Origin of the sequence: Pseudomonas sp. O39, assembly GCF_045447295.1 — a bacterium.
Taxonomy (GTDB): Bacteria; Pseudomonadota; Gammaproteobacteria; order Pseudomonadales; family Pseudomonadaceae; genus Aquipseudomonas; species Aquipseudomonas antarctica_A.
In genome coordinates this window covers 100,821-123,688 of the sequence record NZ_JBJGXV010000002.1, presented here as the reverse complement: position 1 = coordinate 123,688, position 22,868 = coordinate 100,821, and the positions used below count along the sequence as shown (strand labels likewise).

Here is a 22,868-nt window from a genome sequence, read left to right as displayed (position 1 = left end):
CCTTAGAAGCCTAAACTGGATAACAGGTCATCTACGTCATCCTGACCTGACATAACGTCTTCACGTTTATCGGCATGAATCTGCGGACCTTCACCCTTGGCGAGATGTTTTTGTGGATCTTTTTCCGAGAGGATCGCTTCGCGGTCATGTTCGATGCCGGCAAAACGATCAACTTGGCCAGCCATGAGCACCAATTTGAGCAAGTTGCTTTCCACTTCGGTGACCAACTGGGTCACGCGTTTGATCACCTGACCGGTGAGGTCCTGGTAATCCTGGGCCAGCAGAATGTCATTGAGGTTGCTGGCAACCTTGCGGTTTTCCTCTTCGCTGCGCGACAGAAAAGCGTCGACCCGACGCGCCAACTCACGAAACTCTTCAGCCCCCACTTCCCGACGCATGAAACGGCCCCAGTCAACGCTGAGGGCCTGCGCTTCGGTCGCCATGCCATTGACCAGGGGCGTGGCGTTTTCCACCAGGTCCATGGTGCGGTTGGCCGCCGCCTCAGTCAGCCTGACCACATAGGACAGGCGTTCGGTGGCATCGGTGATTTGCGAGATTTCTTCGGCCTGGGGCATGTGCGGGTCAATCTGAAAATTGACGATCGCACTGTGCAGCTCGCGTGTGAGCTTGCCCACTTCCTGGTACAGGCCGCGGTCACGGGTCTGGTTAAGCTCATGGATTAACTGCACCGCGTCGCCGAACTGGCCTTTTTCAAGGCTTTCGACCAACTGGTGAGCATGCTTTTTCAGGGTCGACTCAAAGTCTGCCTGCGATGATTCTTTATGCTCCATAGCTCCCCCGTGGTGGCATCAGCCGTGGATGCGTTCGAAGATTTTTTCGATCTTCTCTTTCAAGGCCAATGCAGTGAATGGCTTAACCACGTAACCGTTAACCCCGGCTTGGGCGGCTTCGATGATCTGTTCACGCTTGGCTTCGGCGGTCACCATCAGCACAGGCAGGCTGCGCAGTTTTTCATCGGCGCGCACGTGACGCAGCAAGTCGATGCCGGTCATGCCCGGCATGTTCCAGTCGGTTACCAGAAAGTCGATGCTCCCGCTGTTGAGGATAGGAATCGCCGTCAGGCCGTCATCCGCCTCGACCGTGTTGGTGAACCCAAGGTCACGCAACAGGTTTTTTATGATCCGCCGCATCGTTGAGAAGTCATCAACGATGAGGATTTTCATGTTCTTGTCCAATTCGACCTCCAAGCAGTCTTAAACGCGCCCAGCACCTGGACGCGCCATTTCAATCAACAGGCGTTACACAAAAAGGACTGCCAGGGGTACCACGGAACGAACCCGCGAAAGGCTTTTCACCTCTCGCCTAATTGCGCTGCAGTATCCCCACACTGCCTGTCAGCGCGCGCGCCACTCTCCCAATCGCCCCCGCAAGCGGGCTGCGCACTGGCTATGCAGCTGGCTGACACGCGATTCGCTGACCCCCAGGACCTCACCGATTTCCTTGAGGTTCAGCTCTTCGTCGTAGTACAGCGCCAACACCAGTCGCTCACGCTCAGGCAAATTGGCAATCGCTTCCGCCAACGCCCCCTGGAAGCGTTCATCTTCCAGGTCGCGCGACGGTTCGAGATGTGCACTCGCGCCGTCCTCGTGCAGCCCTTCGTGTTCGCCGTCCTGCAACAGGTCGTCGAAACTGAACAGGCGGCTGCCCAAGGTATCGTTCAAAATCCCGTAGTAATCGTCGAGACTCAATTGGAGTTCGGCCGCAACTTCATGATCTTTAGCGTCACGACCTGTTTTTGCTTCAATTGCACGAATTGCGTCACTGACCATTCGCGTGTTGCGGTGTACCGAACGCGGCGCCCAGTCCCCTTTACGCACTTCATCGAGCATCGCACCACGGATACGGATACCCGCATACGTCTCGAAACTCGCGCCTTTGCTCGCGTCGTATTTGGTCGACACTTCGAGCAGGCCGATCATGCCGGCCTGGATCAGGTCTTCAACCTGCACACTGGCAGGCAGGCGTGCCAGCAAGTGGTAGGCAATGCGCTTGACCAGGGGCGCATAGCGCTCGATCAATTCGCCTTGGCTGTCACGTGCCGAGTTTTTGTAAAGGTTATAGCCGCTGGCTGTCATAGCACCGGTCCTGCGCTCGTCTGATGCACCAATCGCTCGACGAAAAACTCCAGATGCCCGCGCGGGTTGGCGGGCAACGGCCAAGTATCGACCTTCTGGGCAATAGCCTTGAACGCCAATGCGCACTTCGAACGAGGGAACGCTTCATAGACTGCACGCTGCTTTTGCACAGCCTTGCGCACACACTCGTCATAGGGAACTGCGCCAACGTATTGTAAGGCGACATCGAGGAAGCGATCCGTGACCTTGGTCAACTTGGCGAACAGGTTTCGCCCTTCCTGCGGGCTTTGGGCCATGTTGGCCAGCACACGGAAGCGATTCATGCCGTAGTCACGGTTAAGCAGTTTGATCAGGGCGTAGGCATCGGTGATGGAGGTGGGCTCATCGCAGACCACCAGCAGCACTTCCTGGGCAGCGCGCACGAAGCTGACCACGGACTCGCCGATCCCGGCGGCGGTGTCGATCACCAGCACGTCGAGGTTGTCTCCGATGTCACTGAACGCCTGGATCAGGCCGGCGTGCTGCGCCGGGCTCAGATGCACCATGCTCTGGGTACCCGAGGCCGCCGGCACGATACGAATGCCACCGGGACCTTGCAGCAGCACATCGCGCAGCTCGCAGCGGCCCTCGATCACATCGGCAAGGGTGTGTTTGGGTGTCAGCCCCAGCAGAACGTCGACGTTCGCCAGCCCCAGGTCAGCATCCAGCAGCATGACCCGACGGCCAAGCTCTGCCAGGGCCAGGGACAAATTCACTGACACGTTAGTTTTTCCGACGCCACCTTTGCCGCCGGTCACCGCGATCACCTGTACGGGATGCATGCTGCCCATTTTATTTCTTTACCTTGTCTTGCTTAGACGCAGGCTACATGGCTTGGCCGCGTGAATCGCTTGCAGACCATCGATGTAGATACTTTTCACGGTGCTCATCCTGCCCTTCAACCCACCCGCTTTGCCGGGTTGTGGTAAAGGTCGGCGAACATGTCGGCCATCGCTTCCTCGCTAGGCTCTTCTTGCATTTGCACGCTGACAGCACGGCTGACTAACTGATGACGGCGCGGCAGATGTAAATCATCCGGAATCCGCGGCCCGTCGGTCAGGTAGGCGACCGGTAATTCATGACTGATGGCCAGGCTCAGCACTTCACCCAGGCTCGCCGTTTCGTCGAGCTTGGTCAGAATGCAACCCGCCAGGCCGCAACGCTTGTAGCTGTGGTAGGCAGCGGTAAGAACCTGTTTCTGGCTGGTGGTTGCAAGCACCAGGTAATTTTTTGACTTGATGCCACGCCCAGCCAGGCTTTCCAGCTGCATGCGCAATGCCGGATCACTGGCTTGCAGGCCGGCAGTGTCGATCAGCACCACACGCTTGCGCAGCAACGGGTCGAGCGCGTTGGCCAGGGACTGGCCCGCGTCGACGTGGGTCACCGACACATTGAGGATGCGACCCAGGGTCTTAAGCTGTTCCTGGGCGCCAATACGGTAGCTGTCCATGCTCACCAGCGCGATATTCTGCGCGCCGTACTTGAGCACATAACGCGCAGCCAGCTTGGCCAGGGTGGTGGTCTTGCCCATGCCGGCAGGGCCGACCATGGCGATCACACCGCCCTCTTCCAGGGGTTCGATTTCCGGCGTGACGATCATGCGTGCCAGGTGGGCCAGCAACATGCGCCAGGCCTGGCGAGGCTCTTCGACTTCAGCAGTCAGTGCCAACAGGTCGCGGGACAACGGGCCGGACAGGCCGATACGTTGCAGGCGACGCCACAGGTTGGCCTGGTGCGGTTTGCTGCCTTGCAGCTGGTTCCACGCCAACGAGCCCAATTGCACTTCAAGCAGCTCACGCAGGCCATTGAGTTCAAAACGCATCGAGTCAAACACGCGCTGGTCGACTGCGGCAGCCGGGGCTGGCGCTGCAGGACGCGGCGGTTCTTTGAATGTCGGCTCAACCAGCGGTTCGGCGGCGGTCAGCGGCAGGCCGGCGAACAACTGGCGACTGCTGGTGGAATCGCTGTCGCCACGCATACTCAGCTCAGCCTGGGCCGAGACAATGCGCGAAGCGGTCTTGCGCAGCTCGTCCTCAAGCTCCATGTTCGGCACGCGCGGCGCCAGCGCCGAGGGGGTGTAATCCAGGGCAGCCGTCAGCTCGACACCGCCGGCAATACGGCGGTTTCCAATAATCGCGGCATCGGCGCCCAGCTCATCACGTACCAGTTTCATGGCCTGACGCATATCGGCGGCGAAAAAACGCTTAACTTGCATATCCCACTACCTCAGCCGTTGGGCCCTACTGTCGCGACAATAGTCACTTGCTTGTTGTCAGGAATTTCCTGATAAGCCAAAACGTGCAAATTCGGCACTGCCAGACGTCCAAACCGCGACAACATCGCTCGGACCGGGCCCGCCACCAGCAGAATCACCGGGTGACCCGCCATTTCCTGACGCTGCGCGGCTTCGATCAACGAACGCTGCAGCTTCTCAGCCATGCTTGGCTCCAGCAGAACGCCCTCTTCCTGGCCTTGCCCTGCCTTCTGAATACTATTGAGCAATATTTGTTCCAACCTTGGCTCCAAGGTGATAACAGGCAGCTCAGACTCAACCCCTACAATGCTTTGCACGATTGCACGGGACAATCCGACGCGCACCGCAGCCACCAGCGCGGCAGTATCTTGACTCTTGGCGGCATTGTTCGCGATGGCCTCGGCAATGCTGCGAATGTCGCGCACCGGCACCTGTTCGGCGAGCAAGGCCTGCAGCACCTTGAGCAACTGCGACAGCGACAGCACGCCGGGCACCAGTTCTTCGGCCAGTTTTGGCGAGGCTTTGGCCAGCAACCCCATCAATTGCTGGACTTCCTCGTGGCCGATCAGCTCGTGGGAGTGCTTGTAGAGAATCTGGTTAAGGTGGGTAGCGACCACCGTGCTGGCGTCTACCACGGTGTAACCCAAAGACTGTGCCTGGCTGCGCTGGCTGACTTCGATCCACACCGCTTCCAGGCCAAAAGCCGGATCTTTGGCGGTTATGCCGTTGAGTGTGCCGAATACCTGGCCGGGGTTGATCGCCAGTTCGCGGTCGGGGTAGATCTCCGCTTCGGCGAGGATCACGCCCATCAGGGTCAGGCGGTAGGCACTGGGCGCCAGGTCGAGGTTGTCGCGGATGTGCACGGTGGGCATCAGGAAGCCCAGGTCCTGGGACAGCTTCTTGCGCACACCCTTGATCCGCGCGAGCAGTTGGCCACCTTGGTTGCGGTCTACCAGCGGGATCAGGCGGTAGCCGACTTCCAGGCCGATCATGTCGATCGGGGTGACGTCATCCCAGCCAAGCTCCTTGGTTTCCTGGGCGCGGGCCGGCGACGGCAGCAAGTCCTGCTGACGGGCGATTTCCTGCTGGGCCTGGACCTTCACGAGGTTTTGCTTGCGCCAGAACAGATAAGCACCGCCGGCCGCCATGGCCGCCATGCTCAAGAACGAGATATGCGGCATGCCGGGCACGATGCCCATGATCGCCATGATGCCCGCCGCCACGGCCAGCGCCTTGGGCGAGGCGAACATCTGCCGGCTGATCTGCTTGCCCATGTCTTCGGAGCCCGAAGCACGGGTCACCATGATGGCTGCAGCTGTAGATAACAACAGTGATGGCAATTGCGCCACTAAACCGTCACCGATGGTCAGCAAGGCGTACACCTTGCCCGCATCGCCGAAGGTCATGCCGTGCTGGAAGATGCCGACTGCCATGCCGCCGATCAAGTTGATGAACAGAATCAGCAGGCCGGCGATGGCGTCGCCGCGTACGAATTTGCTGGCACCGTCCATGGAGCCGTAGAACTCGGCTTCCTGGGCCACTTCCAGGCGGCGGGACTTGGCTTGGTTCTGGTCGATCAGGCCGGCGTTGAGGTCGGCGTCGATCGCCATTTGTTTGCCGGGCATGGCGTCGAGGGTAAACCGCGCGCTCACCTCGGAAATCCGCCCGGCGCCCTTGGTCACCACCACGAAGTTGATGATCATCAGGATCGCGAACACCACGATACCGACCACATAGTTACCGCCAATCACCACTTCACCGAAGGCCTGGATCACCTTACCGGCGGCGGCGTGGCCGTCCTGACCATGAAGCATCACCACCCGCGTAGACGCCACGTTCAGCGCCAGGCGCAGCAGGGTCGCAATCAGCAGGATGGTCGGGAATACCGCAAAATCCAGCGGCCGCAGGGCATACACACAGACCAGCAGCACCACGACGGACAGGGCAATGTTGAAGGTAAAAAACACGTCGAGCAGGAACGGCGGCATCGGCAACATCATCATTGCCAGCATCACCAGCAACAGCAACGGCACACCCAGATTTCCCCGCGACAGGTCAGTCAGGGTGCCACGGGCCGTGCTGAGCATTTGAGAGCGATCTACCACCGGTATTCCTCGTGTTCCTTGAAGCAAAGTTTTGACGCTGGAGGGCGTCCTGAAGGCGGTATTGCAAGAAGCCTTCCAACTTTTGCTCTGAGGCTCAGATGACCGCACAAGCGACCGCGCCTACCGGGTGTAAATCCATCCAAATGTGGGAGGGGGCTTGCTCCCGAAGGCGGTGGTTCAGCGAGTACATTGCCGACTGACACATCGCCTTCGCGAGCAAGCCCGCTCCCACATTTGGATCTGTGTGAACTCACCGCCACTGAGGAGATTTCCGACAGGGTTTTAAGGTTGCCCCTAGGAAACTCGCTCTCTAGTCTCCGTACACCGCTGCAAATACAGTGGTCGGGCGTCGCGGCTCGCAATATCAAGGAAAACTCTTATTCCTTCCAAGGAGCGACGCCATGTCCAAAACCACACAAAATTCCCCCACCGCGCTCTTTACCGTCATCGACGGCATCAGCACCGAAGACCTGCTGGTCAACCTCACCGAAACCCTGGCGTCCGCCCACGCGCTGGCCTGCGACTTCGCCTTTGATCTGGAAGGGTCGTGGCGAGAAGGCGCGCTGGGCATTGCGCAGTTGATTGAGGTATCGCGGTTGTTGGCTGAGCGAGCGCTGGATGACATGGGGCCGCCACCCGAGTCAGAACCCGGCAAATTTTAGGCAGAACATCAGATAACAGATCGTTCCCGCAGATGGGAACGATCAAGTGAATCTTTACACAACGCGCACATTCACAGCCTGGAGCCCTTTCAGGCCTTTCTCAACCTCGAACTCCACCTTTTGGTTTTCCGTGAGCGTCTTGAACCCCTCACGCTGAATCGCCGTAAAGTGAACGAAGACTTCAGCGCCGCTATCATCCGGAGAAATAAAACCAAACCCCTTACTGTCGTTAAACCACTTAACAGTACCTGTCGCCATTGCCGTTCTCCTGACCTCTGGGTCGATGAGCCACAGAGGTCGCTAGATAATTTTGATGTTGGTCGCAAAAATACCCGTGGGACGATGGATCCTCGCAAATTTCACCCGCTGCCCCTTTTCCAGCCAAATTCCGGCCGTACTCCTGAGATCGACACGCACGGGCTCGTCACCGTCATCAAGGGCAATCACGCCTTCCCCGGTTTTTCGGCAATAAGATTTGATCGTACCCATTACCGCTTCCATCACTGCTCCCTCTGCATCTCTTAACTACCTGTGTGCAGTGTGGTGCCATGGAACCGCGGGAAGGCGGCGCTGACTACTGTCAGAGTTGACAGGTAGACGGTGATTAGCGACGAGTGGTAATGATTGGATCGCGGCTTAATTGTGGCAAGCGAGCTCGCCAAAGGGAGCAGTTCACCACCAGCCCAGGATCAGGAATCGCGGCGCAAATCCGGCGGAATCGGCAGGTCTTTGAGCGGATCAGGCCGCTTGCCCTTGCCCGCGCGGTATTGGCGGATTTGATAGACATAAGCCAACACCTGCGCCACGGCCAGGTACAGCCCCGCAGGAATTTCCTGATCGAGGTCGGTGGAGTAGAAGATCGACCGCGCCAGCTCCGGCGACTCCAGCAAGAGGATGTCGTTGGCCACGGCAATTTCGCGGATTTTCAGCGCGGTAAAGTCGCTGCCCTTGGCCAGCAGCATCGGCGCGCCGCCCTTCTCCGGGTCGTACTTGAGCGCCACCGCGTAGTGCGTCGGGTTGGTGATGACCACGTCGGCATCGGGCACCGCCGCCATCATCTTGCGCTGGGACATTTCGCGCTGCAGCTGACGAATACGCTGCTTGACCTCGGGGCGGCCTTCCTGGTCCTTGTGCTCGTCGCGCACTTCCTGCTTGGTCATCAGCAGTTTCTTGTGGCTTTCCCACAGCTGGATCGGCGCATCCACGGCAGCGATGATGATCAGCCCGCAAGCCATCCACAGCGCGCTCCAGCCCACCACCTGCACGCTGTGAATGATCGCTGACTCCAGCGGCTCATGGGCAATGCGCAGCAAGTCGTCGATGTCGGACGACAACACCGTCAGTGCCACAAACAGGATCAGGATGAATTTCGCCAGCGCCTTGAGCAACTCCACCAGCGCCTTGGCGGAAAACATGCGCTTGAGCCCGGGCCCGGGGTTCATCCGGCTGAATTTGGGTGCCATGCTGCCGGCGGCAAACAACCAGCCGCCGAGGGACACCGGCCCGATCAACGCGGCCAGCAAGAGCGTGATCAGCACCGGCTGCACCGCCAGAATCGCGATTTTGCCCGAGTGCAACAGGTATTGGCCCATGGCGCCGGGGCTGAGCAGCACTTCGCGGGGCAGTGAGAAGTTGAGTTTCATCAACTCCATCATGTCCAGCGCCAAACCACCGCCGTAAATCAACAGGCCGCCGGAGCCGGCGAGCATCACGGCGAGGGTATTGAGCTCTTTGGAGCGGGCAATCTCGCCCTTTTCCCTGGAGTCCTTTTTGCGTTTCTCCGTGGGGTCTTCTGTTTTGTCCTGACCACTCTCGCTCTCGGCCATGGCTCAGCGCGCTCGTGCCAGGTCACGTAAGAACTGCAAGGCGTCGCTCGCCAGCGGTTGATACTGATTGAGAATGTCGGCCATGCCGATCCAGAAAATCCCCATGCCCAACACCAGGGTCAACGGGAAACCAATCGAGAAGATGTTCAGTTGCGGCGCCGCGCGGGTCATCACGCCAAAGGCGATGTTGACCACCAGCAAGGCGGTGATTGCCGGCAAGACCAGCAACAACGACGCGCCCAACACCCAACTGAGGCGCCCCACCAGCTCCCAGAAGTGACTGACCACCAACCCCGAGCCCACCGGCAGGGTGGTGAAACTTTCGGTCATGACCTCGAACACCACCAAGTGGCCGTTCATGGCCAGGAACAGCAACGTCACCAGCATGGTCAGGAACTGCCCGATCACTGCCACCGACACGCCGTTGGTGGGGTCGACCATGGAAGCGAAGCCCATGCCCATCTGGATCGAGATGATTTGCCCGGCAATCACAAACGCCTGGAAGAACAACGTGAGCGAGAAGCCCAGCAGCGCACCGATCAGGATCTGCTCGGCAATCAGCAGCAATGCACTGAGGTCCAGGGCATTCACCGGCGGCATCGGCGGCAGCCCGGGCACGATCACCACGGTGATGGCGAAGGCGAAATACAAACGGATACGCCGCGGAACCAAGGTAGTGCCGAACACCGGCATGGTCATCAGCACCGCTGTGACGCGGAACATCGGCAAGATGAAAGACGCCACCCACGTGCTGATCTGGGTGTCGGTCAATGCCAGCACAGATTGCATGGGGTCAGCCGATCAACTGCGGAATACTGCCGTACAACTGCAGGATGTATTCCATGAAGGTTTGCACCAGCCAGGGGCCGGCGACAATCAGGGTGATCAGCATCACCAGCAAACGCGGGAGGAAGCTCAAGGTTTGTTCGTTGATCTGCGTCGCGGCCTGGAACATGGCCACCAGCAGGCCGACCAACAGGCTCGGCACCACCAGCACGGCGACCATCATGGTGGTCAGCCACAACGCTTCACGAAACAGGTCGACGGCGACTTCTGGGGTCATTGGCCTACACTCCGCCGAAACTGCTGGCCAGCGTGCCGATAATCAGCGCCCAGCCATCCACCAGCACAAACAGCATGATCTTGAACGGTAACGAGATAATCAGCGGCGACAGCATCATCATACCCATGGCCATCAGCACGCTCGCCACCACCAGGTCGATGATCAGGAACGGGATGAAAATCATGAAGCCGATCTGGAACGCGGTCTTCAACTCGGAGGTGACGAACGCCGGCACCAGGATAGTCAGCGGCGCCTGATCCGGGGTGGCGATGTCGGTGCGCTTGGACAAACGCATGAACAGCTCAAGGTCGCTGGAACGGGTTTGCGACAGCATGAAGTCCTTGATCGGGCCCTGGGCCTTGTCGATCGCGTCCTGAGCCGTGAGTTTTTCCGCAAGATACGGTTGCAGCGCTTGCTGGTTAACCTTGTCGAACACCGGCGCCATGATGAACAGCGTCAAAAACAGCGCCATGCCGGTGAGAATCTGGTTCGACGGCGTCTGTTGCAGGCCCAGGGCCTGACGCAAAATCGAGAAGACGATGATGATCCGCGTAAAGCTGGTCATCAGCATCACAAACGCCGGGATAAAACTCAGCGCGGTCATGATCAGCAGGATCTGCAGGCTGACCGAATATTCCTGGGCGCCGGCAGCGTTGGTGCCCAGCGTGATCGCCGGGATCGACAACGGGTCGGCCGCCAACGCCAACGGCGCCGCCAGCAACAGCATGAGCGTCAATAAAACGCGCATTACTTCTTATCCTTCTGATCCTTGCCCAGCAACTCCATCAGGCGCTGGGCGAATTCTGGCGTGGCGGCCTCGGTCCTGGCCACTTCGACCGGCGACTTGAGCACGTGCAGCGGGGTGATGCGGCCAGGCGTGATGCCGAGCAGAATCTGCTCCTCGCCGACTTGCACCAGCACCAGACGGTCACGCGGGCCGAGTGCACGCGAGCCGATCATCTCGATCACCTGGCCATTGCCCGGGCCGATGCGCTGCACGCGGCGCATCAACCAGGCCAATACAAAGATCAACCCCACCACCAGCAACAGACCGAGCACCAACTGGGTCAATTGCCCGCCGATGCCACTGCTGACTACGGGCGCCGCAGCCGCCGCTTGCGCGACCGGCTCAGCCGCCAGGGCGCTCAATGGCAGCGCCAGAAACAGTCCCGCCATCGAATACTTCATATCAGCGCAACTTCTTGATGCGTTCGCTCGGGCTGATCACGTCCGTCAGGCGGATGCCGAACTTCTCGTTGACCACCACCACCTCGCCATGGGCGATCAGCGTGCCGTTGACCAGCACGTCCAGTGGCTCGCCGGCCAGGCGATCAAGCTCGATCACCGAACCCTGGTTGAGTTGCAGCAGGTTACGGATATTGATTTCGGTGCTGCCGACTTCCATGGAAATCGACACCGGAATGTCGAGGATCACATCCAGGTTCGGGCCGTCGAGGGTCACCGGGTCGTTGTTCTTCGGCACACTGCCAAATTCTTCCATCGGCAGGCGGTTGCCGGCCGGCGCACTGGCGGCGTCGGCGGCCAGCAGCGCGTCGATATCGTCCTGGCCAACATCGCCGGTTTCTTCCAGGGCCGCAGCCCACTCGTCAGCCAGGGCCTGGTCTTCGGCGGAAGTGTTTTCGTGTTCGGTAGCCATTACATGTCCTCGGCGGAGCAAACATTCATCAAAAAATAGGGGCGGATCAGCGACGGTTGATCGGTTCGATCACTTGCAACGCCAGGTTGCCCTTGTGGGAGCCGAGCTTGACCTTGAACGATGGCACGCCATTGGCGCGCATGATCAGTTCTTCCGGCAATTCCACCGGAATCACGTCCCCCGGCTGCATGTGCAAAATATCGCGCAAACGCAGCTGGCGACGGGCCACGGTGGCGCTCAAAGGTACGTCGACGTCGAGCAGGTCTTCGCGCAGCGCCTTGACCCAACGCTCATCCTGGTCGTCCAGGTCGGACTGGAAACCGGCGTCGAGCATCTCGCGCACCGGCTCGATCATCGAGTACGGCATGGTCACGTGCAGGTCGCCGCCACCGCCATCGAGTTCGATGTGGAAGGTGGACACCACAATCGCTTCGCTGGGGCCGACGATGTTGGCCATGGCCGGGTTCACTTCCGAGTTGATGTACTCGAAATTGACTTCCATGATCGCCTGCCAGGCTTCCTTCAAGTCGATGAAGGCTTGCTCCAGCACCATGCGCACCACGCGCAATTCGGTCGGGGTGAATTCACGGCCTTCAATCTTCGCGTGACGGCCGTCGCCGCCGAAGAAGTTGTCCACCAGTTTGAACACCAGTTTGGCGTCGAGGATGAACAGTGCGGTACCGCGCAACGGCTTGATCTTGACCAGGTTGAGGCTGGTGGGCACGTACAGCGAGTGCACGTACTCGCCGAACTTCATCACCTGCACACCGCCCACCGCCACGTCCGCCGAACGGCGCAGCATGTTGAACATGCTGATACGGGTGTACCGGGCGAAGCGCTCGTTGATCATTTCCAGCGTCGGCATGCGTCCACGGACGATGCGATCCTGGGTGGTGAGGTCATAACTTTTGACGCTGCCGGGCTCGGCAGCCAGTTCGGTCTGTACCAGACCATCGTCGACGCCATGCAACAGCGCGTCAATTTCATCCTGGGACAGCAGGTCTTGCACGGCCATCTCGTGATCCTACTGCAATACGAAGTTAGTGAAGAGCGCCTGCTCGACCACGACTTTGCCAAGCTCTTTCTGGGCCACTTCCTGCACACTGGCAGTGACCTTCTGGCGCAGCATTTCCTGGCCGACCGGCGTGGCCAGGCTTTCGAAGCTCTGCCCGGAGAACAGCATCACCAGATTGTTGCGGATAACCGGCATGTGCACCTTGAGGGCATCCAGGTCCGCCTGGTTACGCGCCAGCAAGGTGATACTCACCTGCAGGTAGCGTTGACGGCCGTTCTGGTTGAAGTTGGCGACAAAGGCCGGAAGCATCGGCTCGAAGATTGCCGGTTGTTTGGCGTTACTGGCGGTTTCGGCGGCGGGGGCCGGTTTGCTTGCACTGCTGTGCATGATGTACCAGGTACCGCCCACCGAAGCGCCGATGGCCAGGAGCAGGCCCAGCACAATCAGCAGGATAAGCTTGAGCTTGCCCTTGCTTGCGGGGGGTGTTGCTGCGTCGTCGCTCTTCGCCATGCCAATAATCCGTCACTATTCGGGAATTCATAGATCTACGGAAAGGCAAGAGCAAGTGTTATGCCAGAGTTGTCAGATGATCGGGGATAGATGCAACACCACAGGTCCCTGTGGGAGCGGGCTTGCTCGCGAATGCGGTGGGTCAGTCGATGAATCCTTTGACTGACATTGCGCTTTCGCGAGCAAGCCCGCTCCCACCTTTAGAGCTGCGCTGGGCTGGAATCAGGCGTAGTAATCAACGGCACTGGAGCCGACGATGGTCTGGGTCACCGGAGCGACTGCCGCAGCCACTTCAGCATGCTCACCCGCGTCACCACCCTCACTCCGCCCACCGCTGCCACTCACGCCGCGAGCCTGGTTCTGCTGCTGTTGCTCCTGCCCTTGCCCCTGCCAACCACGGGACTGATCGGAGACGTTAACGTCCACCTGCCCCATGCCCTGCTGGGCAAACATTTCGCGCAAACGCCCGGACTGGCTTTCCAGCGCTTCGCGCACCACGGCATGACCACTCATGAACGTGACCTGGGCCTGCTGGTCCGCCGTCATGTTGACCTTGATATCCAGGCGCCCCAGCTCAGCCGGCTGCAATTGGATCTCTGCCGACTTGAGGTTGGCGCTGGACAAGTACATTACGCGGTTGACCACTTCGTCGGTCCAGCCGCTCTGGTGCATGGCCAGTGGCGCATTCGCGACCGGCGGCAAGGCATTCGCCGTTTTCGGCGTGGCAGCCTGGGTCAACGCGGCCAGACGGCTGGCGAAGTCATCGACACGGGTGTCACTGCTGGCGTCTTTCAAATCCTTGAGCCCCCCTTCGATCAGCCCGCTGAAGGCTTTGTCGCCGCCTTGGTCAGTGCTGTCCTTGGTGTCTTGCTGGTCAACCATATTTGCCAGACCGGCGGCAAAATTCTGCGCGGAGGTCAGTGGGTCCTGAGTCGTCGGGGCGGTTTTCTGCGGTGTCTGGCTGCTGGCCGAGACGTGACCGCCCTGCTCCATCGCCAGGCGCACGGCCGGCATCGAATCCAGCGGGTCGGCTGCAGGGTCGAACGCGGGTTGCTTGGCCTCATCCGTGGCCGCAACCGGTGCCGCGACGACAGGCTGGGCATTGTCGTCCTTGGCGGCCACAGGCGTCGGTGTTTCCACGGGGACAGGCACGACAACCGGCGTGACCGTGGCAATCAATGCCGGATCAACGACAGGATCAACCGGGGGTTGCTGCGCCACGGACGGGTCGGTGGGTTTGTCGTCTTTGCTGCTGGTGTCGGTACTGGTGCTGGCGTCGGACGTGGCGGCCGGCTTGGCAGGCAAGGGATTGCCGCTATCGGCAACGGCTGGCGAACTGACGGCAGGCTTATCGTTACCGGTCACAGGCTTGGCGCTGGTGTCGGAAGACTTGTCGCGCGTGGGTTTGGCCGGCGTGACGTCGATCTTCGCCGTCGGTTTCGCACCTTGATTGGCAAACACTTGAGCGAAGCCAGGGCCCTTGTCCCGTGGGTCCGCAGCCACCACCGGGGGTGCGGCGGCAGGCGCTTGAGGCTTGGCCACTGGGGCAGCCTGAAGGAGCGAATTCGGGGCAACTGGCATAGGTAAAGGTCTCCACTGCATTGGGGGTCGAGGATGCAGTCAGAGGTGATATAGCAAGAGTCGGGCCACGTTTTCCGAGGCCCTTCAGTCAAAGCTGAAACCGCTGGCGCTCGTGCTCGTACAACGGCCGGACCAGAGCGAACTCCTGGTCGATCTCATCGATCAGTTCACCGAGGTCCACGCGAAAGGGTTCGGCAGAGCCGTCTTCCAACCGGCGGCAAAGCTCTGCCAACCGCACCGCGCCCAGATTGCCGCTACTGCCCTTGAAGCTGTGCGCAATCCGCCCCAGCGCCTTGGCATCATCACGCGCCTTGCGCAACGCCTCGACACGCTTTTGCGAATCGTCAAGAAAGGTATCGAGCAGCTTGGGGTACTCGCTCTCCATAACTTCTTGCAAACCCGACAACACATCAGGGTCCAGATGAATCTCAAGCACTTGTTCGCTCCTTGATCAAGAATCGGCGGATTATGCCAGAGCCCCCCAGCAAAACTCCACGCAGACACTGCGCCCGCCTTCCGACCAGCGTACATCGCTGCTCAGTTGGCGCACCAGACTCAGACCGCGGCCAGACAGACGGTCGACATCCAGCGGGCGCGCCAGCACCTGCTCCACGTCAAACCCGGGGCCGCTGTCGTCGATGCGCAGCGTCATTTTGCCACCCATGGGGGTCGGCACCACCAGCACGTGCACACGCACATAACCACTGTTCAATTGCACGAGGCGCTCATTGCGCAGGTGGTAATACTCGGCAAAACCCCGTGCATCACGCTTGAGTCGCGAATCCAGCCCCAGCACGCCATGCTCCAGCGCGTTGGAATACAGCTCGGCCATCACACTGTAGAGCGCCCCGCTCTGCTCACGCAGGCCATGGATCTCCAGCAGCAATTGCAGCAAATACGGCAGCGGGTTGTAGCTTTTAAGGGTCTGCGCGCGAAATTCGAAACTCACCGACCAGTCCAGCGGGCTCGACTGGCCGCTGTCGGCATACATGGGCTCCGCCGCACGCAGCGGCTGGCCGGCCTGCAAGGTGATCTCGACCATGCTGACGTCATCCCGCGCCTGACCCCGAAATGCCGCCAGGGCCTGTTCGATATCTTCAAACAGGCGGTCAGGCTTGCGGTTGGTGGCGAACACCTGCTGCAAGCGCTCGGCACCGAACAGTTGGTCATTGGCGTCGGCGGTGTCCAGCACGCCATCGGAAAGTAAGAATACCCGGTCGCCCAGGACCATGGGCCAGACTTCCGTGCTGTCATCAAACGCCTCGGCCGACAGCACGCCCAACGGCAGATGCCGCGACACCAACGGCGTGCGCTTGCCCGTGGCGACCTCATGCACATAGCCTTCGGGCATGCCGCCGTTCCACACCTCCACCACGCGCCGCTGGGCACTCAGGCAGATCAGTGTGGCGCAACAGAACATGTCCACCGGCAGAATACGCTTGAGCTTGGCATTCATCTCCCGCAGGGTTTGCGCCAGGCCGTACCCCTTGGCCGTCATGCCGTAGAACACTTCCGCCAGGGGCATGGCGCCGACGGCTGCGGGCAGACCATGGCCGGTGAAATCGCCGAGCAGCACGTGCATGTCACCCGACGGGGTATACGCCGCCAACAGCAGGTCGCCGTTGAACAGCGCATAGGGCGATTGCAGGTAGCGAATATTCGGCGCCGCGTTGATACAGCCGGAGTGCGCCACCTTATCGAACACCGCCTTGGCCGCCCGCTGCTCATGCAGCAGGTAATCGTGGTGCCTGGCGATCAGGTCACGCTGGCGCAGGACCGTGGCCTGCAGGCGGCGCAGACGGTCCATGGCATTGATCTTGGCTGCCAGGATCAGTGGGTTGTAAGGCTTGGGCAGGAAATCATCCCCCCCGGCGTCCAGGCACCGGGCCAGGGCTTCACTCTCACGCAAGGAGGTGAGAAAGATGATCGGCACCAGCGCCTCCCCCGCCAGCTGTTTGATTCGGCGCGCCGCTTCGAAGCCGTCCATCACCGGCATCAGTGCATCCATCAACACCAGCTGCGGGCGCTCGCGGGCAAACACGTCGACGGCTTGCGCGCCGTCAGTCGCCGTCATCACCTGATGGCCCTGACGCCGGATGATGGTCGACAGCAACAGCAAATCGGCGGCACTGTCTTCGGCGATCAGGATCGTCAGCGGTTCAAGGACGGGGGCCAGGCTGCTCAACTGATGTCGAACAGTTTGTCGAAGTTGGAGATACCGAGGATCTTGCGCACATCGGAGTTGCTGTTGACCACCTGCACCTCGGCAGTATCGCCACCGGCATGGTCACGTAAAAGCAGCAGCATGCCCAGCGCCGAGCTGTCCATGTAGGTGGTGTCTTTCAAGTCCACCACATAGACCTCGGGCACCTTGTAGAAGCGCTCATACGACTCGCGAAATTTCTGGTGGCTACCGAAATCGAATCGGCCCTTGACTGTAATCGTCAACTTCGTCCCATCCAGGGATACTTCTGACTCAACTGACATGCGACTGCTTCCTTGTCATTGGCTATGTGCAACAAGGTTTAGCAGGTGAACCAGAAGTGAGCAACATCGAGTACTCAATGTGGGAGCTGGCTTGTGTGGGAGCTGGCTTGCCTGCGATAGCATCACCGCAGTGTCACTGGTACACCTCATCGCCTGCATCGCGGGCAAGCCCGGCTCCCACAGTGGGCCGGTGGTGGCCGTTAGTACGGCGATTGACGGGGAAGACGTTGTGATAGCTCATCGAGCAACTTTTGCTCGCGCTTGTCTTCAATCGCCCGCGCTTCGTCGATATAGCGCTGCACCAGCTTGCGCAAACCTTCCACACGGGCAAATGCCGCCTGCCAGCTCTCGCGGGCCTTATCGAGGTTGTTCTGGTGCCAGGCCAGGCTCTGGCGCTGCTGGCCAACGGCAGTTTCCAGCTGGTTGAGAAAGCCCTGGTAGCCCATCAGCCACTGGCCGGACACGCCCTTGCTGCCGCGGTCGATCCACTGCTGCTGGTATTCGCCACGAAAGCGTTCCAGGTCGCCCAGCTTGCTTTCCGCCAGGCGCACCTGGCCCTGGAAGTAACCCAGGCGCTGGACAGCGGCTTTTTCGGCTTTTTCGGCCATGTCCACCACCGGCGCGAGGCGCGACGAACGGGTACTGGCCATGGCTTAGCCGCCTGGCGCCGGGGCGAAGATCGAGCCCAGGTGCGCTTCGCTTTCACCCATGCTGATCTTGTCGTTGAGGCCCTGGCGCAGGTAGGTCACCAGTTGCGGTTGCAGGGCAATCGCCAGGTCGGTTTCGCGATCGCCACCGGCCACGTAGGCGCCGACGCTGATCAGGTCGCGGCTCTGCTGATAACGCGACCACAGCTGTTTGAAATGTTGCGCGCGGGCCATGTGCTCCGGCGTGACCACGGCCGGCATCACCCGGCTGATCGATGCTTCGATATCGATGGCCGGATAGTGCCCCTCCTCCGCCAGCCGCCGCGATAGCACGATGTGCCCGTCGAGCACGCCCCGCGCCGAGTCGGCAATCGGGTCCTGCTGGTCATCGCCTTCGGACAACACGGTGTAGAACGCCGTTATCGAGCCGCCCCCGGCCTCGGCATTACCGGCACGTTCCACCAGCTTGGGCAGCTTGGCAAACACCGACGGCGGGTAGCCTTTGGTGGCAGGCGGTTCGCCGATGGCCAGGGCGATTTCACGCTGGGCCTGGGCGAAACGCGTGAGCGAGTCCATCAGCAACAGGACATTCTTGCCCTTGTCGCGAAAATATTCGGCGATGCGCGTGCAGTACATCGCGGCGCGCAAGCGCATCAGCGGTGCATCGTCCGCGGGGGACGCCACCACCACCGAGCGCTTGAGGCCTTCTTCACCGAGGCTGTGCTCGATGAATTCCTTTACTTCACGGCCCCGCTCACCGATCAGCCCGACCACGATGATGTCGGCCTCGGTAAAGCGCGTCATCATGCCGAGCAGCACGGACTTACCCACGCCAGTACCGGCAAACAGGCCCAGACGCTGGCCGCGACCGACCGTCAATAAACCGTTGATGCTGCGGATACCCACGTCCAGCGGCACGCTGATCGGGTTGCGATTGAGCGGGTTGATGGTCGGGCCGTCCATCGGCACCCAGTCTTCGGCCTTCATGCCGCCCTTGCCGTCCAGCGCGCGACCGGCGCCGTCCAGCACTCGGCCGAGCATGCTCATGCCCATCGGCAGGCGGCCGGTATCGGCCAGCGGCACCACGCGGGCGCCGGGGGCGATGCCCGCCAGGCTGCCGACCGGCATCAGGAAAATCTTGCTGCCGGAAAAGCCCATCACTTCGGCTTCGACCTGCACCGGGTGGTAGCTGTCGTCGTTGATCACCAGGCAGCGGCTGCCCATGGCGGCGCGCAGGCCTTCGGCTTCGAGGGTCAGGCCGACCATGCGCAACAGGCGCCCTTCAAGAATGGGATGGCCAGGCAACTCGGTGGCCTCGGCGTAGCCGCTCAGGCGCTTGGCGAAACTGGTGCGATCAAGGCGCATCGGGGGCGTCCAGGTCCACGCTCAAGTCTGGCTCGGCCGGGTGCAAGACCTGTTCATGGAGTTGATCGAAGAGCTTGGCCATGATCTGGCTGATACGGGTTTCCACCGTGGCATCGATGCGGCTGTGTTCGGTCTCGACGCGGCAACCACCGGGCTGCAACGCCGCGTCCTCGACAATGCGCCAGGTTTCTTCATGGCGCTCGCGCAGGGCTTTGACCTGTTCGAAATCCTGGGGATTGATGTACAACCGCACATTGCCAACACCCAAGGGCAGCAGCTTGAGAGCTTCGCGCATCACGCTTTCGATTTGGCTGGAATCGAGCACCAGCTCGCGCTGGATCACCTGGCGAGCGATGTGCTCAACCAGGCCGACCATGGATTTTTCCAGTTGCGAATCCTGTTCGGCGATTGGGTCGAACAGGCTGCCCATCAAGCGTTCCAGGCTGGCCAGCTTGACGCTCAAGGCCTCTTCGGCTTCCTGGCGCACCTTGAGCGTGGTGCTGCGAAAACCGTCTTTTTCACCCGCTGCGAAACCTTCGTTGTAGGCCTCCTGACGGATGGCTTCCAATTCTTCAAGGGTCAGTGGCTGGACTTCATCCAGCGGCACTTCTTCCATTTGCGCAGGCGGTTCTTCGACCAGCTCTGGTTCCGGCACGGGCACATGCGGGTCGAAACTGGGCAACGACCAGATGTCGAACCCGCCGACATCCCGCGCGCGAATCAGATCGCTGGGCGTCTCATCTTTGTTCGACATGGGAAGCGCCTTAGATCATTTCTTCGCCGCCCTTCCCGCCGAGAACGATTTCTCCGGCTTCGGCCATACGGCGGGCAATGGTGAGGATTTCCTTCTGGGCGGTTTCCACGTCGCTGACGCGTACCGGGCCTTTGGCTTCCAGGTCGTCGCGCAACAGTTCGGACGCGCGCTTGGACATGTTCTTGAAGATCTTCTCTTTGACACCTTCGTCCGAGCCCTTGAGGGCCAGTACCAAAACGTCGGACGAGACCTCACGCAGCAACGCCTGGATGCCACGGTCGTCGACATCGGAGAGGTTGTTGAACACGAACATGAGGTCTTCGATCTGGCCGGACAGGGTGTCGTCGATCTCGCGGATCGAGTCCATCAACTGGCCTTCGACCGAGCTGTCGAGGAAGTTCATGATGTCGGCCGCGCGCTTGATGCCACCCAGGGTGGTACGCGAGGCATTCGAGTTGCCCGAGAACTGCTTCTCGAGAATCGTGTTGAGTTCTTTCAGCGCGGCCGGCTGCACGGTGTTCAGCGACGACACGCGCAGGATGATGTCCAGGCGCACTTTATGGTCGAAGTGGCCGAGCACTTCACCGGCCTGGTCCGGGTCGAGGTAGGCCACCACGATGGCCTGGATCTGCGGGTGCTCGTAGCGGATCACATCAGCCACGGCGCGCGGCTCCATCCATTTCAGGCTGTCGAGGCCACTGGTGTTGCCGCCGAGCAGGATGCGGTCGATCAGGCCGTTGGCCTTGTCTTCGCCCAGGGCCGAGGTGAGCATCTTGCGGATATAGCTGTCGGAACCGACGCCCAGGCTGGTCTGGTCGCCGACAATCTCGACGAACTCGCTCATCACCTGCTCGACTTGCTCACGGTGCACATTGCGCATCTGCGCCATGGCCACGCCCACGCGCTGAACCTCTTTGGGGCCCATGTGGCGCAGCACTTGTGCGGCGTCGGTCTCACCCAAGGACAGCAGCAGGACTGCGGCTTTATCGACTTTGGTGAGCTTGGCAACAGCGGCTCGATCATTCATCTGCGTTAATCCACTCTTTCACGACCTGAGCCACACGGCCCGGGTCTTCTGCTACCAGACTCTTGATTGCATTCAGCTGAGCGTCATAGCCTTCGCTCGGGCTTGGCAACAGAATACTTTGCGGGCCGCCCAGGCTGACGCGGTCGTTGGCCAGTTCGCCGTCCAGGCCGCCCATGCCACCCAACTCGACGTCGCTTCCTGCAAGAGCAAGCTGCTTCTTGCCGTGGCCGGTGATGTTGTTGAGCACCGGACGCAGTACGCCAAACACCAGCACCAGGATGAACAACACACCCAGCACTTGCTTGACGATGTCCCAGAACCACGGCTGCGTGTAGAACGCAGGGTCAGTGATGACTTCGCCACGCTCGACCGAGAACGGCATGTTGATCACGCTGACGCTGTCACCCCGGCTGGCGTCGAAACCAACGGCGTCCTGCACCAGGCGAGTGAAGCGCGCCAGTTCGTCGGCACTCCACGGCGCACGGGTAACAGCGCCGTCAGCGGCGTTGACCTTGACTTGGTCATCGACCACCACCGACACCGACAGGCGATTGATTTTGCCCTGCTGCTGCTTGGTGTGGCTGATGGAACGGTCGAGTTCGAAGTTCTTGGTCGACTGGTTACGCTTGTCCGCCGGGTATGGCGCGAGCATCGGCTGGCCGGTGGCCGGGTCCATGATCTGCTGACCGTTGGCGTCCAACAATGGCTGGCCAGGCTGGATCGCACCGGCGGTCGCAGCGGCGCCACCGGTGGTTTGCGGCGCCGAGGCAGGCGCCGGTGGCTGGTTGCTCAGGGCACCCGGCACACCTTGCGGGCCATTGCTGGCGGTGCGTTGTTCGCTGGTGGACTGCTCGCTGCGCAGGGCCGGCTGGTCCGGGTTGAACTGTTCAGAGGTCGATTCGACCGCGCTGAAGTCCACGTCGGCAGACACTTCAGCCTTGTAGCGGTCGTTGCCCAGCACCGGCTGCAAAATGTTATGCACGCGCTGGGTGAGCATGCTTTCCATGCGGCGGCTGTAGTCGAACTGCTTGCCGGCTTGGGTCAGCGCGGAATTTTCCGCCATGTCCGACAGCAGGTTGCCCTTCTGGTCGACCACGGTAATTTGCGATTTGCTCAATTCGGGAACGCTGGTGGCCACCAGATTGATGATCGCCAGAACCTGGCCAGGCTCCAGGGAGCGGCCGGAAAACAGTTCCACCAGCACCGAGGCGCTCGGCTTGCGTTCATCACGCACAAACACCGAACTCTTCGGAATCGCCAGGTGCACGCGGGCGCCTTTGACGTTATTGAGGCTTGAGATGGTGCGCGCCAGTTCGCCTTCCAGACCACGACGGTAGCGAGTGGCTTCCATGAACTGGCTGGTACCCAGGCCCTGGTCCTTGTCGAGGATTTCAAAACCGATATTGCTGTCGGACGGCGTCACGCCGGCGGCGGCCAGCTTCATGCGTGCACGGGCGACGTCGTCGGCCTTGACCAGCAAGGCGCCGGAGTTGGGTTCTACGGTGTAGGCGATGTCGGCGGCGGCCAGGGTTTCCATGATCTGCTTGGAATCCATGCCGGCCAGGCTGCCGTACAGCGGGCGGTAATCAGGTTGCTGCGACCACAGCACCACGGCAAAACCAATCGCCACGCTGGCAGCCAGGCCGACCATCAGGCCCACCTGACGCAACATGGTCATCTCGGAGAGGTTTTCCAGGAACGACAAACCAAACAGCGGCGGCTTGCCGTCTGTCTTGGCGGGTACGTTGTCCACGACTGCTTCTGCCATGACTTAAATCTC

At 60.6% G+C, this 22,868-nt stretch carries 26 protein-coding genes; 1 reads left to right on the top strand and 25 read right to left on the bottom strand.

The window, feature by feature from the left end; genetic code table 11:
• Positions 1-2: 2 nt before the first annotated feature.
• From ACI77D_RS03020 to flhA, 6 genes are all read right to left on the bottom strand, one after another.
• Entirely contained in the window at positions 3-791 is a 789-nt protein-coding gene (locus ACI77D_RS03020) for a protein phosphatase CheZ (RefSeq protein ID WP_064453444.1), read from the bottom strand.
• An 18-nt stretch (positions 792-809) separates the two neighbouring features.
• A complete protein-coding gene (locus ACI77D_RS03015; RefSeq protein WP_003192908.1) occupies positions 810-1,184 on the bottom strand; it encodes a chemotaxis response regulator CheY in 375 nt (124 codons plus the stop codon).
• A 171-nt stretch (positions 1,185-1,355) separates the two neighbouring features.
• On the bottom strand, positions 1,356-2,096 hold the full coding sequence (gene fliA / locus ACI77D_RS03010; protein ID WP_053257288.1) for an RNA polymerase sigma factor FliA: 741 nt from the start codon (positions 2,094-2,096) through the stop codon (positions 1,356-1,358).
• Positions 2,093-2,926: a flagellar synthesis regulator FleN gene (gene fleN / locus ACI77D_RS03005; RefSeq protein ID WP_003192912.1), complete on the bottom strand. Its 834-nt coding sequence runs from the start codon at positions 2,924-2,926 to the stop codon at positions 2,093-2,095. Before fleN ends, fliA begins: the two co-directional genes overlap by 4 nt.
• A 107-nt stretch (positions 2,927-3,033) precedes the next feature.
• Complete coding sequence (gene flhF / locus ACI77D_RS03000; RefSeq protein WP_064453445.1) at positions 3,034-4,350, bottom strand: flagellar biosynthesis protein FlhF; 1,317 nt, start codon at positions 4,348-4,350, stop codon at positions 3,034-3,036.
• An 11-nt stretch (positions 4,351-4,361) separates the two neighbouring features.
• The gene (flhA, locus tag ACI77D_RS02995) at positions 4,362-6,476 is read right to left on the bottom strand and encodes a flagellar biosynthesis protein FlhA (RefSeq protein ID WP_064453446.1); all 2,115 of its coding nucleotides are present in this window, start codon (positions 6,474-6,476) and stop codon (positions 4,362-4,364) included.
• Positions 6,477-6,895: 419 nt separating this feature from the next.
• On the opposite strand from flhA, the gene ACI77D_RS02990 reads away from it, so the two are divergent.
• Entirely contained in the window at positions 6,896-7,156 is a 261-nt protein-coding gene (locus tag ACI77D_RS02990) for a DUF6124 family protein (protein WP_407016026.1), read from the top strand.
• Between the two features lie 54 nt (positions 7,157-7,210).
• On the opposite strand, the gene ACI77D_RS02985 is transcribed toward ACI77D_RS02990, so the two are convergent.
• From ACI77D_RS02985 to fliF, 19 genes are all read right to left on the bottom strand, one after another.
• Positions 7,211-7,414 (bottom strand): cold-shock protein, encoded by a 204-nt coding sequence (locus tag ACI77D_RS02985; RefSeq protein WP_407016025.1) that lies wholly within the window; start codon positions 7,412-7,414, stop codon positions 7,211-7,213.
• Positions 7,415-7,456: 42 nt separating this feature from the next.
• Positions 7,457-7,657, bottom strand: coding sequence for a cold-shock protein (locus tag ACI77D_RS02980; protein WP_407016024.1), 201 nt, complete (start codon positions 7,655-7,657; stop codon positions 7,457-7,459).
• A 188-nt stretch (positions 7,658-7,845) separates the two neighbouring features.
• The gene (gene flhB / locus ACI77D_RS02975) at positions 7,846-8,982 is read right to left on the bottom strand and encodes a flagellar biosynthesis protein FlhB (protein WP_064453450.1); all 1,137 of its coding nucleotides are present in this window, start codon (positions 8,980-8,982) and stop codon (positions 7,846-7,848) included.
• 3 nt (positions 8,983-8,985) lie between these two features.
• Complete coding sequence (gene fliR, locus ACI77D_RS02970) at positions 8,986-9,771, bottom strand: flagellar biosynthetic protein FliR (RefSeq protein WP_407016023.1); 786 nt, start codon at positions 9,769-9,771, stop codon at positions 8,986-8,988.
• Between the two features lie 4 nt (positions 9,772-9,775).
• Positions 9,776-10,045: a flagellar biosynthesis protein FliQ gene (gene fliQ, locus ACI77D_RS02965; protein ID WP_003214552.1), complete on the bottom strand. Its 270-nt coding sequence runs from the start codon at positions 10,043-10,045 to the stop codon at positions 9,776-9,778.
• A gap of 4 nt (positions 10,046-10,049) precedes the next feature.
• Positions 10,050-10,793 (bottom strand): flagellar type III secretion system pore protein FliP, encoded by a 744-nt coding sequence (gene fliP, locus ACI77D_RS02960; protein ID WP_017134948.1) that lies wholly within the window; start codon positions 10,791-10,793, stop codon positions 10,050-10,052.
• On the bottom strand, positions 10,793-11,233 hold the full coding sequence (fliO, locus tag ACI77D_RS02955) for a flagellar biosynthetic protein FliO (RefSeq protein WP_064453452.1): 441 nt from the start codon (positions 11,231-11,233) through the stop codon (positions 10,793-10,795). Before fliO ends, fliP begins: the two co-directional genes overlap by 1 nt.
• Position 11,234: 1 nt before the next feature.
• Positions 11,235-11,702, bottom strand: a complete 468-nt coding sequence (gene fliN / locus ACI77D_RS02950) for a flagellar motor switch protein FliN (protein WP_064453453.1) — start codon at positions 11,700-11,702, stop codon at positions 11,235-11,237.
• A 46-nt stretch (positions 11,703-11,748) separates the two neighbouring features.
• Positions 11,749-12,717: a flagellar motor switch protein FliM gene (fliM, locus tag ACI77D_RS02945; protein WP_064453454.1), complete on the bottom strand. Its 969-nt coding sequence runs from the start codon at positions 12,715-12,717 to the stop codon at positions 11,749-11,751.
• Between the two features lie 9 nt (positions 12,718-12,726).
• The gene (gene fliL, locus ACI77D_RS02940) at positions 12,727-13,227 is read right to left on the bottom strand and encodes a flagellar basal body-associated protein FliL (RefSeq protein WP_064453455.1); all 501 of its coding nucleotides are present in this window, start codon (positions 13,225-13,227) and stop codon (positions 12,727-12,729) included.
• 222 nt (positions 13,228-13,449) lie between these two features.
• On the bottom strand, positions 13,450-14,808 hold the full coding sequence (locus tag ACI77D_RS02935; RefSeq protein ID WP_407016022.1) for a flagellar hook-length control protein FliK: 1,359 nt from the start codon (positions 14,806-14,808) through the stop codon (positions 13,450-13,452).
• An 88-nt stretch (positions 14,809-14,896) separates the two neighbouring features.
• Positions 14,897-15,244: an Hpt domain-containing protein gene (locus ACI77D_RS02930; RefSeq protein ID WP_064453457.1), complete on the bottom strand. Its 348-nt coding sequence runs from the start codon at positions 15,242-15,244 to the stop codon at positions 14,897-14,899.
• A gap of 30 nt (positions 15,245-15,274) precedes the next feature.
• Complete coding sequence (locus ACI77D_RS02925; protein WP_407016021.1) at positions 15,275-16,993, bottom strand: SpoIIE family protein phosphatase; 1,719 nt, start codon at positions 16,991-16,993, stop codon at positions 15,275-15,277.
• The gene (locus tag ACI77D_RS02920; RefSeq protein WP_064453459.1) at positions 16,990-17,295 is read right to left on the bottom strand and encodes an STAS domain-containing protein; all 306 of its coding nucleotides are present in this window, start codon (positions 17,293-17,295) and stop codon (positions 16,990-16,992) included. The genes ACI77D_RS02925 and ACI77D_RS02920 overlap by 4 nt, the downstream gene beginning before the upstream one ends.
• A gap of 200 nt (positions 17,296-17,495) precedes the next feature.
• Positions 17,496-17,945 carry a flagellar export protein FliJ gene (gene fliJ / locus ACI77D_RS02915; protein WP_064453460.1) on the bottom strand — a complete coding sequence of 150 codons (450 nt, stop codon included), beginning with the start codon at positions 17,943-17,945 and terminating at the stop codon, positions 17,496-17,498.
• 3 nt (positions 17,946-17,948) lie between these two features.
• Positions 17,949-19,307 (bottom strand): flagellar protein export ATPase FliI, encoded by a 1,359-nt coding sequence (gene fliI, locus ACI77D_RS02910; protein ID WP_064453461.1) that lies wholly within the window; start codon positions 19,305-19,307, stop codon positions 17,949-17,951.
• Entirely contained in the window at positions 19,297-20,061 is a 765-nt protein-coding gene (fliH, locus tag ACI77D_RS02905) for a flagellar assembly protein FliH (protein ID WP_407016020.1), read from the bottom strand. The genes fliI and fliH overlap by 11 nt, the downstream gene beginning before the upstream one ends.
• 10 nt (positions 20,062-20,071) lie before the next feature.
• On the bottom strand, positions 20,072-21,088 hold the full coding sequence (fliG, locus tag ACI77D_RS02900) for a flagellar motor switch protein FliG (protein WP_053257308.1): 1,017 nt from the start codon (positions 21,086-21,088) through the stop codon (positions 20,072-20,074).
• Complete coding sequence (gene fliF / locus ACI77D_RS02895; protein WP_064453463.1) at positions 21,081-22,856, bottom strand: flagellar basal-body MS-ring/collar protein FliF; 1,776 nt, start codon at positions 22,854-22,856, stop codon at positions 21,081-21,083. The genes fliG and fliF overlap by 8 nt, the downstream gene beginning before the upstream one ends.
• Positions 22,857-22,868: the final 12 nt, after the last annotated feature.